We start from the raw sequence: 16,512 nt of genomic DNA, 5'->3' as shown, positions 1-16,512 counted from the left end.
TCTCCGCGGAGACGGGCGCTTTTTATCGCCGGATGCGAATCGTCGCGATCAGCCTTCCAGCCGCTTGCCCAGGGCCGCCCGTGCTTGCGCGAGCGCCTGCGGCAGCCGATGCTGCAGCTTGGTGAACAGCTCGTCATGCAGCGCCAGCTCCTGCTGCCACGCATCGCGATCGATCGAGGTCACCTGCGTGAACTGCGCCGGGCTGAAATCCACGCCGTTCCAGTTCAGGTCCTCGTAGCGCGGGGTGGTGCCGAACACATGCTCGGCGCCCTGCCCCTTGCCTTCCACGCGGTCGATCATCCACGACAGCACGCGCATGTTCTCGCCGAAGCCCGGCCACACGAAGTTGCCGTCGGCGTCCTTGCGGAACCAGTTGACGCAGTAGATCCTGGGCAGCTTCGCGCCCGCGGCTTCCAGCTTCTGGCCGAGTTCCAGCCAGTGGCCGAAGTAGTCGCTCATGTTGTAGCCGCAGAACGGCAGCATGGCGAACGGGTCGCGGCGCACCACGCCCTGCTGGCCGGCGGCCGCGGCGGTGGTTTCCGAGCCCATGGTGGCGGCCATGTAGACGCCTTCGGTCCAGTTGCGGGCCTCGGTCACCAGCGGCACGGTGGTCGAGCGGCGGCCGCCGAAGATGAACGCATCAATGGGTACGCCGGCCGGGTTGTCCCAGTTCTGGTCGATCGACGGGCACTGCGACGCCGGCGCGGTGAAGCGGGCGTTCGGGTGCGCGGCCTTGGCGCCGGTGGCGCGGGCGATTTCCGGGGTCCAGTCCTTGCCCTGCCAGTCGACCAGGTGCGCGGGCGCTTCCTTGGTCATGCCTTCCCACCACACGTCGCCGTCGTCGGTCAGCGCCACGTTGGTGAAGATGACGTTTTCCTTGAGCGTCGCCATCGCGTTGAAGTTGGTCTTCTCGCTGGTGCCCGGGGCCACGCCAAAATAGCCGGCTTCCGGGTTGATGGCGTACAGGCGGCCGTCCTGGCCCGGCTTGATCCAGGCGATGTCGTCGCCGATGGTGGTGACCTGCCAGCCCTCGAAGGCCTTGGGCGGGATCAGCATGGCAAAGTTGGTCTTGCCGCAGGCCGACGGGAAGGCGGCGGCCACGTGGTACTTCTTGCCCTCGGGCGAGGTCACGCCCAGGATCAGCATGTGCTCGGCGAGCCAGCCTTCATCGCGGCCCATGGTTGATGCGATGCGCAGTGCGAAGCACTTCTTGCCGAGCAGCGCGTTGCCGCCGTAGCCGGAGCCGAACGACCAGATCTCGCGCGTTTCCGGGAAATGGACGATGTACTTGGTCGGGTTGCACGGCCAGGCCACGTCCTGTTCGCCCGCGGCGAGCGGCTTGCCGACGGTGTGCACGCACGGCACGAAGGCGCCGTCGGTGCCGAGCACGTCGTACACGGCGCGGCCCATGCGCGTCATGATGCGCATATTGACTGCCACGTATGGCGAATCCGACAGTTCCACGCCGATATGGGCGATCGGCGAGCCCAGCGGGCCCATCGAGAACGGCACGACATACAGCGTGCGGCCGCGCATGCAGCCGTCGAACAGGCCGGCGAGCGTCTGGCGCATCTCGGCGGGGGCGGTCCAGTTGTTGGTCGGACCGGCATCTTCCTGCTTCTCGGAGCAGATGAAGGTACGGTCTTCCACGCGCGCCACGTCCGACGGGTCCGACAGGGCCAGGAAGGAATTCTTGCGCTTGGCCGGGTTCAGCCGCTTCATGGTGCCGGCGGCGACCATCTGCTCGCACAGGCGGTCATATTCTTCCTGGGAGCCGTCGCACCAGTAGATATTGTCGGGCTTGGCCAGCGCGGCGATTTCCGCAACCCAGGCAATCAGCTTGGGGTGCTTGACCCAGGCCGGCGCATTGACGGCTACCGTGCCTTGCATCGTGGGGTGGTTCATACTGCAAACTCCAGGTTCGTAAGGGAAGGAAGGGAAGGAATCCTTTCAAAGCCTGGCCAGTGGGCCCATGGTCCGCCGTACGTCCCGGGATGGAATCGTCACTTCCGGTGCGTCATCCCCGGGTCGTCACATCCCGTTACAACTACGCGGCGGCCCCGTTTATGCAAAAGGTCGCGGCGGTCCCTGCGGCTGCGCTACAGTTGCGCTTCGCCAGCGCCGGGGTGCCTGCACATGCTGGCCGGGCTTTGTCCGGTGGCGTCCGCGCGACGGGAGCGAGGCTCGACCGACAATCCGCGGCGACACCGGAGCGGGCAAGGATACCACTGGCGCACCCCCCTGTTTTTTGCTGCGCAACAATCGCCGGTGCCGGTTGGCGCGACATTTGCGCCGCCCGGCGGCAGTGTTGCGGGGCGCCGGCACGGGGTTCGCAACATTTCACAACAATACTGTTGGCCGGCGCGCGGCTCAGTGGGCGCGCGCACCAACCGGCACAACGTCCCGAAGATAACCAGGGTTGCCGATGAAGATTGCCGTACTCGACGATTACCAGGATGCCGTGCGCAAGCTGCCTTGCTTCAGCCTGCTGGAAGGGCACGACGTCAAGGTGTTCAACAATACCGTCAAGGGCGTGGGCCAGTTGGCCGCGCGCCTGTCAGACGTGGAAGCCGTGGTGCTGATCCGCGAACGCACCCGCATCACCCGGCAACTGCTGGAAAAACTGCCCAAGCTCAAGCTGATCAGCCAGACCGGGCGGGTCGGCGCCGGTCCCGGCAGCCATATCGACCTGGAGGCCTGCACCGACCGCGGCGTGGCCGTGCTCGAAGGCGTGGGCTCGCCGGTGGCGCCGGCCGAGCTGACCTGGGCGCTGATCATGGCCGCCCAGCGCCGCATCCCGCAGTACGTGGCCAGCCTGAAGCATGGTGCCTGGCAGCAGTCGGGGCTGAAATCGACGACGATGCCGCCCAATTTCGGCCTGGGCCAGGTGCTGCGCGGCCAGACGCTCGGGATCTGGGGCTACGGCAAGATCGGCCGGCTGCTGGCCGGCTATGGCCGCGCCTTCGGCATGAAGGTGCTGGTCTGGGGCCGCGAGACGTCGCTGGAAGGCGCGCGTGCCGATGGCCTGGACGTGGCGGAGTCGAAGGAACAACTGTTTGCGGACAGCGATGTGCTGTCGCTGCACCTGCGCCTGAACGACGACACGCGCGGCATCGTCAAGCAGGGCGACCTGACCCGGATGAAGCCCACCGCGCTGTTCGTCAATACCAGCCGCGCCGAACTGCTGGAAGAGAACGCCCTGGTCGCCGCGCTGAACCGGGGCCGTCCCGGCATGGCGGCGGTGGACGTGTTCGAGTCCGAGCCGATCCTGCAGGGCCACGCGCTGCTGCGCATGGAAAACTGCATCTGCACGCCGCACCTGGGCTATGTGGAGCGCGACAGCTACGAGCTGTATTTCCGCACCGCGTTCCAGAACATCCTGGACGTGCTGGACGGCAAGCATGACTGCATCGTCAATCCGAAGGCGCTGGCGCCTGTGTTGACGCGCTGATGCGCTGACGGGCTGAGTCTTCGGCGGCGGCTGGATTGCCTCCGGACGCCCAGCCCCTGACACCCCCTGTTCCGCCATGCGGGACAGGGGTGTTTTACATCTGGCCGGGCTTTTCGTCTGGGAAACGCGATTTCCACGAAACCGCTACACTCGGGACTTCCCCTACTGCCCGGCCGCCATGGCCCGCGGCATCCCCGGACAACAACAAGGCGCCCCCGCGCGCCGATCCCTCTCCCAAGGCCGGCATGGACCCCAGGCTTGTGACGCTCTGCGTCGGCAATTTCGTCATCGGCACCGGTGCGATGATCGTGACCGGCATGTTGAACGATATTGCCGGCGATTTCGGGCTGGGTGTGGCCAGCGCCGGGCAGTTGATCTCGGTGTTCGCGCTGGCCACCTGCATCGGCGCCCCGCTGTTCGCCACGCTGGGCTCGCGCATCGACCGCCGGCTGCTGCTGACGGGGTCGCTGCTGGTCTATGGGGTGATGCACGTGGCCGCGGCCTGCGCGCCCAGCTTTGCCGCGCTGATGGCGATCCGCTTCCTGACCGCGATCGGCGCGGCCATCTATACGCCCCAGACCGCGGCCGCGCTGCCGCTGCTGGTCAATGCGCAGACCCGCGGGCGCGCCATCAGCTTTGTGTTCCTGGGCTGGAGCATCGCCAGCGTGGTGGGCGTGCCGCTGGGCACGTGGATTTCGAGCACGATGGGGTGGCGCGTCAGCATGGCGCTGGTCGGCGTGATGGCGCTGCTGGTGTCGGCGGCGGTCTGGCGCGCGCTGCCGCGCGGGCTGATGGTGCCGCCGGCCGGGCGCGAGGCCTGGGGCGCGGTGCTGCGCCACAAGCCGGTCATGCTGGTGGTGCTGACCACCATGATCTCTTCGGCCGGCATGTTCACGCTGTTTACCTATATCGCCCCGCTGATGCGCGACGTCTACGGCATCAGCGGCGGCGCGCTCAGCCTGATGTTCCTGGCCTACGGCGCCTGCGGGGTGTTCGGCAATGCCATGGCGGCGTCGCGCATGGACCGGGTCACGCCCAGCCGGATCGTGCAGGTCACGCTGCTGACCTCGATCACGGCCATGGTGCTGTGGCCGCTGGCCGGGCTGGGCGGCGTGGCGCTGGTGCTGCTGTTCATGCTGTGGGGCTTGGGCGGATTTGCCACCAACAGCGCGCAGCAGGCGCGGCTGGTGCTGCTGGCGCCGGAGCGGGCCTCGGTCTCGATCTCGCTGAATTCTTCATCGATCTACCTGGGCCAGGCAGCCGGCGCCATGGCCGGCGCGGCCATCTATACGCTGGCCGGTCCCGATACCCTGCACTGGGGCGCGGCGGCGCTGATGCTGGCGGCGCTGGCGGTGTCGCAGCGCGCCCGCATGCTGGGCTGCCAGTGGCAGCGGCTGCAGGCGGCCCGGCAGGTGTGATGCAGGGCTGAAACCGGCACCGCCCTCCCCTGTTCTGCCGCCGCCAGGGCGCCTTGTGAGGAACCGCACCAAGCATTTGCCCACAGGGTTATCCGTCCCCTTATCCTCAGGGATATCCGCAGCTTGTCCACAGCCTTTTCCACAACCACGAAGCGGGGGGCGCACGTGAGCGATTCCAGACCTTGGCCGGGCCTTGCGCGTGTGCTGGCGGTCAGCCTGGGCAAGGCCATCCCGCTGGTTGTGGCCGGGGCGGGCACTGAGGCGGTGGTCCTGTCTGGCATCCGCAAGCACCCTGTCAGCACGCTGCTGCATCCGCTGCGGGTGCAGGTGCAGCCGCTGGGCCTGGCCGGCGACGAGCAGGGCGACCTGACCGTGCACGGCGGCCTGGACAAGGCGGTCTACGCCTACCCGTCCGAGCATTACGCCTGGTGGAACGCGCGCCGCCGCGCCTGCGCGCAGCCTGAATCCGGCCCGCCGCTGCCCTACGGCGCCATGGGCGAGAACCTGACCCTGGAAGGCCTGCTCGAATCCGAGCTCTGGATCGGCGACCTGGTGCGCGTGGGGACGGCCCTGCTGCGGGTGGAGTCGCCGCGCCAGCCCTGCTACAAGTTCAACGCCGCGCTCGGCTACCGCCACGCGGTGCGCGACATGGTCGAGAGCGGCTACTCCGGGGTCTATCTCAGCGTGGTGCTCAAGGGCGAAGTGCGCGCCGGCGATGCCGTGATTGTGCAGCCCGGGCCACGCAAACTGTCAGTCGACAGCGTCAATCAGTGGCGCCGCGATGGCCGGCGGCAGCTTTTCTGATAATGTTTGTCTAATCATACAAGCGCCCCGCCAGACATATCTCCAGCCTCCCCTGTGGCTCGGGCGGCGTTTGCCGGCTCCGGCCATTACCAGACCCTTGCTCCCCTGTAACGGACTGTAATACGCGGCGCTGGCTCCGGCGGGCGAAGCGCGGTACTAGTAGAGGCTTTGCGCGACACGCACCGGCAACATCTGGGCATAACAGGCCGGGCGGACCACGGGGAGTGGCGCGAAGACGTGGTGCAGAGGGTTCACACAACATGAAATCTGACAGGATCGACCAGCCCAAGGGCTTCGTCGACAGCAACTGGAGGTCGGCCACCGGAACGGGGCGCGGCCGCGTATCGCCGTGGGTCATGGTGGCCGTGGTGCTGGTGCTCGCCGGCCTGGGCTGGCTTGCCTGGCGCACCTGGCTGGCACCCAAGCCGGCGCCCAAGCCGCCGGCGGTGGTGGTGGTCTCCACCGTGGCCGTGCAGCAGGGCGACGTGCCGCTGCAGGTCTCGGCCAACGGCAATGTCACGGCGCTGTCCACCGTCGAGGTGCGCCCGCAGGTGTCCAGCACCGTGCGTACCGTCCATATCAAGGAAGGCCAGACCGTCAAGCCGGGCGACCTGCTGTTCTCGCTCGACACCCGCATGGACGAGGCCAACCTGGCCAAGGCGCAGGCCCAGCTGCTGCGCGACCAGGCCGACCTGGCCGATGCCCGGCGCACGCTTGCGCGCAGCCAGGACCTGCTGCAGCGCAACTTCATCTCGAAGAGCGCCGTGGACACGGCGCAGGCCAAGGTTGACGGCTTCGAAGCCACCATCCGCGCCGACCAGGCTGCCATCGAGGCCTCGCGCGTGGCGGTGAGCTACGGCGCCATCCGCGCCACCATCGGCGGGCGTACCGGTGTGATCAACATGTTCCCGGGCTCGCTGGTGCTGCCCAACAGCACCTTGCCGATGGTCACCATCGCCCAGGTCCAGCCGATTGCCGTCACCTTCAGCCTGCCCGAGCGCCAGCTCGCCGCGCTGCGCGAGGCGTTGCGCAGCGGGCCGGTCCAGGTTACGGCGCTGCCCAACGACGGCAGCAAGGTCCCGGTCACCGGCAAGATCACCTTTGTGGATAACACCGTCGATCCGCAGTACGGCACCATCCGCGTCAAGGCCCAGTTCGACAATGAAGCGCAGCGCCTGTGGCCCGGTACCTACGCCAACGTCAGCGCCGTGGTGCAGACCCTGAAGGGTGCGCTGTCGGTGCCGCCGCAGGCGGTGGTGACCGGCCCCGAAGGCCGCTTCGTCTACGTGGTCCAGGCCGACAGCAAGGTCGCGCGCGTGCCGGTGCAGGTGGTGACCACCACCGCCACCGCGGCCGTGGTCGAGGGCGTGCAGCCCGGCGCCCGCGTGGTGGTGGAAGGCACGCAGAACCTGCGCCCCGGCGCGCTGGTGCGCGAAGCCCCGGCCGCCGGTGCCTCCGGCGCAGCCGCCGCCCGCCCGGCCACCGCGGGGCACTGAGCCATGACGCTGTCTGAACTCTGCATCCGCCGTCCGGTGATGACGGTGCTGCTGTGCCTGGCGGTGGTGGTCACCGGCATCGTGCTGTACCCGACCATCCCCATCGCCGCGCTGCCCAGCTTCAACTCGCCGGTGATCCAGGTCACCGCGACCCTGCCCGGGGCCAGCCCCGAGACCATGGCGGCATCGGTGGCGACGCAGCTGGAGAAGCAATTCGCGACGATCCCGGGCGTGTCGGTGATCAGCTCGTCGAACACGCTCGGCAATTCCAGCATCACCATCGAATTCAACAACGACCGCGATATCGACGCCGCCGCCGTGGACGTGCAGGCGGCGCTGTTCCGCGCACAGCGTTCGCTGCCGATCGAGATGACGGTGCCGCCGTCATACCGCAAGGTCAATCCGGCCGATGCGCCGGTGCTGCTGCTGGCGATCAACTCGCCGGCGATGAGCCTGGCTGACCTGAACGCCTTCGGCGACAACCTGATCTCGCCCACGCTGGCCACGCTGCCGGGCGTGGCGCAGGTGCAGGTGTTCGGGCAGAAGCGCTTTGCCGTGCGCGTGCGCGCGCACCCGGATGCACTGGCCGCGCGCGGGCTGACGCTGGACGAGCTGGCCACGGCGCTGAACCGCGCCAACGCCAACACGCCAGTGGGCACGCTGGACAGCGCGCGCCAGACCCTGACCATCCAGGCCAACCGGCAGCTGACCAGCGCCGATGCCTTCCGCAATATCATCGTCGCCAGCCAGCCCAACGGCGCGCTGGTGCGGCTGTCCGACGTGGCCGAGGTCGAGGACAGCGTCGAGACCATCAAGACCGGCAGCTGGCTCAACAACGAGCGCTCGATCGTGCTGGCGGTGCTGCGCCAGCCCGATGCCAACACCGTGGCGGTGGTCGATGCCATCAAGGCCGCCCTGCCCCGCCTGACCGCGCAGATGCCGGGATCGGTCAATGTGGCGGTGGTCAACGACCGCTCCAGCTCGATCCGCGAATCGATCCACGACGTGCAGTTCACGCTGGCGCTGACGGTGGCGCTGGTGGTGATGGTGATCTTCCTGTTCCTGCGCCGTGCCGCTGCCACGCTGATCCCGACGGTGTCGCTGCCGATCTCGCTGATCGGCACGGTGGCGCTGATGAAGGCCTTCGGCTACAGCCTGGACAACGTCTCGCTGCTGGCCATCACGCTGGCGGTGGGCCTGGTGGTGGACGATGCCATCGTCATGCTCGAGAACATCGTGCGCCATATCGAGGAAGGCGTGGCACCGCTCAAGGCCGCGCTGGTGGGCTCGCGCGAGATGGGCTTCACCATCCTGTCGATCTCGATCTCGCTGGTGGCGGTGTTTATCCCGATCTTCTTCATGCCGGGCGTGATCGGCCTGCTGTTCCATGAATTTGCCGCGGTGGTGTCGCTGGCGATCCTGGTGTCGGCGCTGGTGTCGCTGACGCTGATCCCGATGCTGTGCGCGCGCTTCCTGTCGGCCGAGAACGTGCCGGTGGACGAATCGCACCACGCCTATGGCGACCACGCGCCGGACCATCCGGCGCCGGCTGCCGTGGCGCAGAAGCAGACCCTGGGCATGCGCTCCACGCAGTGGTTCGAGAACCTGTTCGAGTTCACGCTGCACCGCTATGCGCGCGGGCTGGACTGGTGCCTGGCGCACCGCCGCACCGTGCTGGTGATCGCGGGCCTGACCTTCGTGCTGACCGCGGTGCTGTTCGTGACCATCCCCAAGGGCTTCTTCCCCGAAGAGGACATCGGCCAGATCCAGGTCAACGCGGAAGGCCCGCAGGATATTTCCTTCGATGCCATGGCCGCGCGGCTGCGCGATGCGGCCGAGCGCATGCGCGCCAATCCCGCGGTGAAGAGCGTGGTGGTTTCCATCGGCGGCGGCCCTTCGCCCGCCATCAACACCGGCCGCATGTTTGTCGAGCTTCAGCCGCTGGGCGAGCGGCCCGGGATGGCGAAGGTGGTGGAGTCGCTGCGCAAGGACGTGGCAGGCATTGCGGGGCTGGCGGTGTATTTCTCGCCGGTGCAGAACCTGCGCCTGGGCGGGCGCCAGAGCAAGAGCCGCTACCAGTACACGCTGCAGAGCGTGAAGGCAGGCCAGCTGCAGGAGTTCTCCGACCGGCTGATGGCGAAGATGCGCGCCGATGCCGTGTTCCGCGACGTCACCAGCGATTCGCAGCAGTCGGGCCTGGAAGCGCAGCTGTCGATCGACCGCGACAAGGCCAATGCGCTGGGCGTGCAGATGCAGGACGTGCGCACCGCGCTGTACTCGGCCTTTGGCGAGCGGCAGGTGTCGACCATCTATACGCCGATCGACAATTACTACGTGATCCTGCAGGCGGCCGATGTCGACCGCACCGACGAAAGCGCGTTCTCCAAGCTCTATGTGCGCAGCAAGACCGGCCAGATGGTGCCGGTCTCGGCCTTCGCCACCACCGAGCGCCGGGTCGGGCCGATCGCCGTCAACCACCAGGGGCAGCTGCCTTCGGTGACGGTGTCGTTCAACCTGGCTCCGGGCGCGGCGCTGGGCGATGCCTCCGCGCGCATCGACCGCTACCGGCAGGAGATCGCCATGCCGACCTCGATCTTCACCAGCTGGGGTGGCGACGCGGCGGTGTTCCAGTCGTCGCAGGCCACGCAGATCGTGCTGCTGGTGGCGGCCATCGCGGTGATCTACACGCTGCTGGGCGTGCTGTATGAAAGCTACATCCACCCGCTGACCATCCTGGCGGGCTTGCCCTCGGCCGCGGTGGGCGCGTTGCTGACGCTGTTCCTCTTCAATGTCGAGCTGTCGCTGATCGCGGTGATCGGCGTGCTGATGCTGATCGGCATCGTCAAGAAAAACGCCATCATGATGATCGACTTCGCGCTGGCGGCGCAGCGCGAACAGGGCATGACGCCGGCCAGGGCGATCCGGCAGGCGTGCCTGCTGCGTTTCCGGCCGATCATGATGACGACCTTCGCCGCGGTGATGGGCGCGCTGCCGCTGGCGCTGGGCCTGGGTGCCGGCGCCGAACTGCGCCAGCCGCTGGGCCTGGCCGTGGTCGGCGGCCTGCTGTTCTCGCAGGTGATCACGCTGTTCATCACGCCGGTGATCTACCTGGCGCTGGACCGCTTCTCCGGCACCGGTCCGCTGCAGATCGATGCCGAGGGCAACAGGCTGCCGGACAAGGTGCCGGGCGAGACGGTGCACCAGCACTGAGGCTTTCAATCGGCTGTTGGTTTTCTCCCCTCTCCCGCCTGCGGGAGAGGGGAGCGTCCATCAGGGGCGAGATCTGCGTGATGTCATGCCGTTTGCGTATTGCCAACCTGCTTGCCGTGGCTGTCGCCGTGCTGGCCACCGGCTGCGCCGCGACGCGCCCGGCGCCCGAGGCCGTCAGCGCCGCCTTCGCCGGCAAGTCCTACGTGCTGCTGGGGGAGGTCCACGACAACGCCGCCGCGCAGCAGCAGCGGCTGGCCGCGCTGACGCGCGCGCTCGACCAAGGCTGGCGCCCCGCCATCGCCATGGAGCAGTTCGACCGCGAGCGCCAGGCCGATATCGAGCGCGCCCGCCGCGAGCGCCCGCGCGATGCCGACTACCTGATCGCGCAGGCCGGCGGCGGTGCCTGGCAGTGGCCGCTGTACCGGCCGGTGGTGGCGCTGGCGCTGCAGTACGACCTGCCGCTGGTGGCCGCCAACCTGTCGCGAGCCGATGCCGGCAAGATCGTGCGCGGCGGGCTGGACAGCCTGTTCCCGGCCGGCGAGCGCCGGCAGCTGGGCCTGTCCGGTGCGTTGCCCGATGACCTCGTGGCTGCGCAGACCGCGGTGCTCGACCAGGGCCACTGCGGCAATTTCCCCAGGGCCATGCTGCCCGGCATGCTGGCGGCGCAAGCCGCGCGCGATGCGGTGATGGCGCAGACGCTGCGGCCGTACGCGCAACGCGGCGCGGTGCTGATCGCCGGTAACGGCCACGTGCGGCGTGACATCGGCGTGCCGCGCTGGCTGGGGGTGGGCGCGGGGCAGGTGGTCAGCATCGGTTATATGGAAAACCCGCCGGGCGACGGTGAGTTCGATATGGCGGTGGTGGTGCCGGCGGTCGAGCGCAAGGATCCTTGTCTGCAAGCGAAGCCGGCGGGGTGAGCCACTCGGGCGAAGGCGCCATCCACGTAAACCCCGATCCTTTCTCCTCACATTTGACAGCCTTTTGACAGTTTCCGCCGCCTAGAATCCGGCCCATGACCTGTCGTTCCGGTCTGACGTTTACCAAAAATCCAAGAACAGTCCCGGCCACGCCCCGCCAAGCCGGACAGGAGACGAGCACCGGCACTGCGCTTTTGCGCGCGGCCTCCGGCCCCTCTTCCCGTCCCCCGCAACGCAGTGGCTGCCGGAACGCCCGGGTCCGATCGCGGCTGCCAGCAGGCTGGCATGGCGCGTCCCCGGTACAACCAGGAGACCGCTATGCGCCGTACCTATTCCCGCCTGGCCCATGCCGTGATGGCATCGGCCGCCGTTGCCGCCACCTTTGCCGCCGCACCGGCCTTTGCGCTGGACAGCCTCAAGGTCATGATCGGCGCCAACCCGGGCGGCGGCTTTGACCAGACCGGCCGCTCGCTGGGCGCCGCGATGATCGCGTCGGGCACGACCAGGACTGCCTCGTACGACAACAAGGGCGGTGCCGGCGGCACCATCGCGCTGACGCAGTTCGTCAACACCGACAAGGGCAACCCCAATGCGCTGATGGTGGTCGGTGCGGTGATGGTGGGCGCGATCGAGACCAACCATCCGCCGGTCACGCTGAAGAACGCCACCCCGATCGCGCGCCTGTTCGCCGACACCATGGTCATCACCGTGCCGGCCAGCTCGCCGATCAAGTCGGTCAAGGACCTGACCACGCAGCTCAAGGCCAACCCCGGCAGCGTCAGCTGGGGCGGCGGCTCCAAGGGTTCGATCGACCATATCCTGGCCGGCCTGATCGCCAAGGAATCGGGCGTTGACCCCAAGAAGATCAACTACGTGCCGTTCCAGGGCGGCGGCGAAGCCTCGGCCTCGATCATGGGCGGCCACGTGACGGTGGGCATTGCCGGCGTGTCGGAGTTCCTGCCCTTCATCAAGAGCGGCAAGATGCGCGCGCTGGCGGTGACCTCCAAGGACCGCACCGCCGATATCCCGACGCTCAAGGAGCAAGGCGTGAATGTCGAGATCTACAACTGGCGCGGCGTGTACGGCGCGCCCGGCATCAGCGCCGAGCAGCGCAAGGCCATGATCGACGCGGTGGTCAAGGCCACCGAGAGCAATTCGTGGAAAGAGACGCTGCAGAAGAACGACTGGACCCCGTTCCTGCTGACCGGCGACGAGTTCGGCAAGTTCGTCGACAGCGAATCGGCCCGCCTGGGCAGCTCGCTGCGTGAACTGGGCGTGGCCAGGTAAGGGCTGCCCGCAGCACCGTCATCCAGCAATACCGCTTCAACCTGCTTTACCTGTCGTGCCTGCCGAACCCGCCGGTGAACCCGGCGGCAGGAAAACGGCGCAGGGCCCGGTGTCCACCTGCGATACCAGACAAATAAACCATATGTCGCCGGGCCTTGCCGCCGCGCGGGCAATCAAGCCAGCGTCGCGGACGCCAGCGCCCCTGCTGGCGACAAAGGCCAAGGAGTCTCCATGAAACCGTCGCACCTCGCCATCGGCATTGCCGTGCTGGCGATCTCGCTGTTCTTCTTCCTCGGACTGTCCGGCATCTCCGGCGAGGAGGGCTATGCCGGCCTGTCGCCGCGCTTCGTGCCCACGCTGGTGGCCGTCGGCCTGGCCGTGTGCGGCGCGCTGCTGACCTGGCAGGGCGTTCGCGGCGGCTTCCGCAACATGCCTGAGGAAGACGCCGAGCTGCCCGACGCGCCGCACAACTTCGGCGGCTTCCTGTGGGTGGCCGCGGGCCTGGTGCTGAACATGGCGCTGATCGGCACGCTTGGCTTCGTGCTGGCTTCCACGCTGCTGATGGTGTGCGTGGCGCGCGGCTACGGCAGCCGCCGCATCGTGCGCGATGCGCTGATCGGCCTGTGCATCACGGTGCCGATGTGGGCGCTGTTTGAATTCCTGCTCGGCATCAACCTGCCGCTGCTGCCTATTGCTGGCTTCTGAAGCCGGCTTCCGAGCCCGCCCGTCCAGCAAGGAGTCACCGAATGGATACCCTGAACCTGTTGATGCACGGCTTTGCCGTTGCCATCACGCCCGTCAACCTGATGTGGGCCCTGGTGGGCTGCTTCCTCGGCACCGCCATCGGCGTGCTGCCCGGCATCGGCCCCGCGCTGACGGTGGCGATGCTGCTGCCGCTGACTGCCAAGGTGGAACCCACCGCCGCGCTGATCATGTTCGCCGGCATCTACTACGGCGCCATGTATGGCGGCTCGACCACCTCGATCCTGATGAACACCCCGGGTGAGTCTTCCACCATGGTCACGGCCATGGAAGGCAACCTGATGGCCAAGAACGGGCGTGCTGGCCCGGCGCTGGCCACCGCCGCGATCGGCTCGTTCGTGGCGGGCACCATCGCCACCGTGCTGCTGTCGATGTTCGCGCCGGTGGCCGCCGACGTGGCGCTGCAGTTTGGCCCGGGCGAGTATTTCATGATCATGCTGCTTGCGTTCACCACGGTTTCGGCCGTGCTGGGCTCGTCGCTGCTGCGCGGCATGACCGCCCTGTTCCTGGGCCTGGGCATCGGCCTGATCGGCATGGATTCGCTGTCGGGCCAGACGCGCTACTCGATGAACGTGCAGGAGCTGTACGACGGCATCGACATCGTGGTGGTGGCGGTGGGCCTGTTTGCCGTGGGCGAGGCGCTGTTCAACGCGTTCTTCCCGCAGCCGGAGGGCACCTTCAACAAGCTCGGCTCGGTCCACATGAACAAGTCGGACTGGAAGCGCTCGGTCCCGGCGTGGCTGCGCGGCACCGTCATCGGCTTTCCGTTCGGGCTGATTCCCGCCGGCGGCGCCGAGATCCCGACCTTCCTGTCGTATGCGACCGAGAAGAAGCTGTCGAACCACAAGGATGAATTCGGCAGGGTCGGCGCCATCGAAGGCGTGGCCGGCCCGGAAGCGGCCAACAACGCCGCCGTGACCGCCACGCTGGCCCCGCTGCTGACGCTGGGCATCCCGACCTCGAACACCACCGCGATCCTGCTGGCCGCGTTCCAGAACTACAACCTGCAGCCGGGCCCGATGCTGTTCCAGACCTCGGGCGACCTGGTGTGGGGCCTGCTGGCATCGCTGTACATCGGCAACGTCATGCTGCTGGTGCTGAACCTGCCGGCGATCGGGCTGTGGGTGCGCATGCTGCGCGTGCCCACGCCGCTGCTGTACGGCGGCATCCTGATCTTCGCGGGCCTGGGCGCCTACGGCATCCGCCAGTCGTGGTTCGACCTGCTGCTGCTGTTCGTGGTTGGCCTGCTGGGCATGGTGATGCGCCGCTTCGACTTCCCGACCGCGCCGGTGATCGTCGGCATGATCCTGGGGCCGATGGCCGAGAAGCAGCTGCGCAACGCGCTGTCGATCGGCCAGGGCGACTGGACCCTGTTCCTGCGCCAGCCGATCTCGGCCACCATCCTGGCGCTGACCGTGGCCGTGGTGGTGATCCCGCGCCTGCTGCGCTGGCACGCGACCCGCACCTCGGCGCATGTGCAGGCCGACAATGCAGCATAAGGCCGCATCAGGCCGCATGATGCGCGCGATCTTGCGCTAAGCTTTGCGAGGCCCGCACGCCAACGGCGCGCGGGCCTCTTGTCTTTCATCGTCCGTTTTCCAGAACAACAAGCCGCCGGTGCCGCCCGCGCCAGGCCGCTGAACCATGCGTCTCTTCTCCAACCGCTGGCTGTCCGCGTTGCCCACGCTGGCGCTCGGGCTCGCCGCCGCCCTGCTCTGTACCGCGTTGCATACCCCGCTGCCGTGGATGATCGGCCCGCTGCTGTCCGTGGCCACCGCGCGCATGGCCGGGGCCGACCTGCGGGCGCCGACGCAGGCGCGCAATGCGGGCCAGTGGGTGATCGGCGCGTCGCTCGGGCTCTACTTCACGCCCGACGTAGTTGCGCGGCTGGTGGAGTACCTGCCCTACATCGTCGCCGGCTCGCTGTTCGCGCTGCTGCTGGGCGCGGGCGGCGCCATCCTGCTGCAGCGGACCACCGGCGTGGCCTTCAAGACCGCGTTCTTCTCCACCGCCATCGGCGGTGCCTCGGAGATGGCCAACCTGGCCGAGCGCAACGGCGCGCGCATCGACCAGGTAGCGGCCGCGCATTCGCTGCGGGTGCTGATGGTGGTGGTGACCGTGCCGGCGATCTTCCAGTACGGCGGCATCCACGGGCTCGATCCCTATATCCCGGGCCCGCGCGTGGTCAGCGCGCCGGGGCTGCTGGCGCTGATTGCCATCACGCTGGGCGTGGCGCTGCTGGTGAAGCGGCTGAACATGCCCAACCCGTTCGTGATCGGCACGCTGCTGGCGGCGGCGGTGCTGACGGCTTCCGGTATCGAGCTGTCGGCCATCCCCACCTGGATGAGCCGCACCGGCCAGTTGCTGATCGGGGTGTCGCTGGGGGTGCGTTTCTCGCGCGAATTCCTGCATACCGCGCCGCGCTTCCTGTCCGGCGTGGCGCTGTACACGGTGCTGGCGCTGGTGGTGTCGGCGCTGGTCGGCTGGGGGCTGTCGGCGCTGTCGGGCGCGCACCCGGCCACGGTGATCCTGGGTACCACGCCGGGCGGCATTGCCGAGATGTGCATCACCGCCAAGGTGCTGGAGGTGGGGGTGCCGCTGGTGACGGCCTTCCATGTGATCCGGATGGCCTTCGTGGTGCTGGCCACCGGGCCCCTGTATCATTGCCTCAAACATCGCGTCGCGCCGGGGGAGACAGAGTAGCGGTCCGCCACAGGGCGGCTGCGGTGCGGCCAGCCAGAACCAGGAGCACCATGCCCGAAGCCCTGACCCTTGCCGATATCGACGCCACGCTCGAGCGCGTGCTGGCGCCATGGGTACGCCAGCTTGGCCTGCGCGCCGAAGCCGTCGATGCCCAGGGCGTGACGCTGCGCCTGCCGTTCAGCGAATCGTTCCGCCATGCGGGCGGCGTGGTCTGCGGCCAGGTGCTGATGTCCGCCGCCGATACCGCCATGATTGTCGCCGTGGCCAGCGCGCTGGGCGCCTTCCGCCCGATGACCACGGTCACGCTCACCACCAACTTCATGCGCCCTGTGATCGACGGCGACGTACTGGTGCGCGCCAACGTGCTGCGCCTGGGCAAGACCGTGGTGTTCGGCGAGATCGAGCTGACCGGTGCCGACGGCAAGCTGGCGGTGCAGGCCACCACCACGTACGCACTGCTCTGA

The 16,512-nt window shown here is 68.1% G+C and carries 12 protein-coding genes; 11 read left to right on the top strand and 1 reads right to left on the bottom strand.

The window, feature by feature from the left end; genetic code table 11:
* Window positions 1-48: 48 nt before the first annotated feature.
* Window positions 49-1,905, bottom strand: coding sequence for a phosphoenolpyruvate carboxykinase (GTP) (locus tag ACZ5MJ_RS18075; protein ID WP_464221206.1), 1,857 nt, complete (start codon window positions 1,903-1,905; stop codon window positions 49-51).
* Between the two features lie 520 nt (window positions 1,906-2,425).
* On the opposite strand from ACZ5MJ_RS18075, the gene ACZ5MJ_RS18070 reads away from it, so the two are divergent.
* The 11 genes from ACZ5MJ_RS18070 to ACZ5MJ_RS18020 all read left to right on the top strand — a co-directional run bounded on the left by ACZ5MJ_RS18070 (window position 2,426) and on the right by ACZ5MJ_RS18020 (window position 16,512).
* Entirely contained in the window at window positions 2,426-3,451 is a 1,026-nt protein-coding gene (locus ACZ5MJ_RS18070; RefSeq protein WP_464221204.1) for a D-2-hydroxyacid dehydrogenase family protein, read from the top strand.
* A 245-nt stretch (window positions 3,452-3,696) separates the two neighbouring features.
* Complete coding sequence (locus ACZ5MJ_RS18065) at window positions 3,697-4,869, top strand: MFS transporter (protein ID WP_464221203.1); 1,173 nt, start codon at window positions 3,697-3,699, stop codon at window positions 4,867-4,869.
* Window positions 4,870-5,034: 165 nt separating this feature from the next.
* The gene (locus tag ACZ5MJ_RS18060; protein ID WP_464221201.1) at window positions 5,035-5,673 is read left to right on the top strand and encodes an MOSC domain-containing protein; all 639 of its coding nucleotides are present in this window, start codon (window positions 5,035-5,037) and stop codon (window positions 5,671-5,673) included.
* A gap of 260 nt (window positions 5,674-5,933) precedes the next feature.
* On the top strand, window positions 5,934-7,169 hold the full coding sequence (locus tag ACZ5MJ_RS18055; protein ID WP_464221200.1) for an efflux RND transporter periplasmic adaptor subunit: 1,236 nt from the start codon (window positions 5,934-5,936) through the stop codon (window positions 7,167-7,169).
* Window positions 7,170-7,172: 3 nt separating this feature from the next.
* Complete coding sequence (locus tag ACZ5MJ_RS18050; RefSeq protein ID WP_464221199.1) at window positions 7,173-10,379, top strand: efflux RND transporter permease subunit; 3,207 nt, start codon at window positions 7,173-7,175, stop codon at window positions 10,377-10,379.
* 80 nt (window positions 10,380-10,459) lie between these two features.
* Complete coding sequence (locus ACZ5MJ_RS18045; RefSeq protein ID WP_464221198.1) at window positions 10,460-11,296, top strand: ChaN family lipoprotein; 837 nt, start codon at window positions 10,460-10,462, stop codon at window positions 11,294-11,296.
* 318 nt (window positions 11,297-11,614) lie between these two features.
* Window positions 11,615-12,583 carry a tripartite tricarboxylate transporter substrate binding protein gene (locus ACZ5MJ_RS18040; protein ID WP_464221197.1) on the top strand — a complete coding sequence of 323 codons (969 nt, stop codon included), beginning with the start codon at window positions 11,615-11,617 and terminating at the stop codon, window positions 12,581-12,583.
* A 231-nt stretch (window positions 12,584-12,814) separates the two neighbouring features.
* On the top strand, window positions 12,815-13,288 hold the full coding sequence (locus tag ACZ5MJ_RS18035) for a tripartite tricarboxylate transporter TctB family protein (RefSeq protein WP_432258746.1): 474 nt from the start codon (window positions 12,815-12,817) through the stop codon (window positions 13,286-13,288).
* A gap of 41 nt (window positions 13,289-13,329) precedes the next feature.
* Entirely contained in the window at window positions 13,330-14,844 is a 1,515-nt protein-coding gene (locus tag ACZ5MJ_RS18030) for a tripartite tricarboxylate transporter permease (protein WP_464221196.1), read from the top strand.
* A 145-nt stretch (window positions 14,845-14,989) separates the two neighbouring features.
* Window positions 14,990-16,048, top strand: a complete 1,059-nt coding sequence (locus ACZ5MJ_RS18025; RefSeq protein WP_464221195.1) for an AbrB family transcriptional regulator — start codon at window positions 14,990-14,992, stop codon at window positions 16,046-16,048.
* A gap of 50 nt (window positions 16,049-16,098) precedes the next feature.
* Window positions 16,099-16,512: a PaaI family thioesterase gene (locus ACZ5MJ_RS18020; RefSeq protein ID WP_464221193.1), complete on the top strand. Its 414-nt coding sequence runs from the start codon at window positions 16,099-16,101 to the stop codon at window positions 16,510-16,512.

This window comes from Cupriavidus sp. LA-1 (genome assembly GCF_055385985.1).
This window is presented reverse-complemented; position numbering and strand designations above follow the sequence as displayed.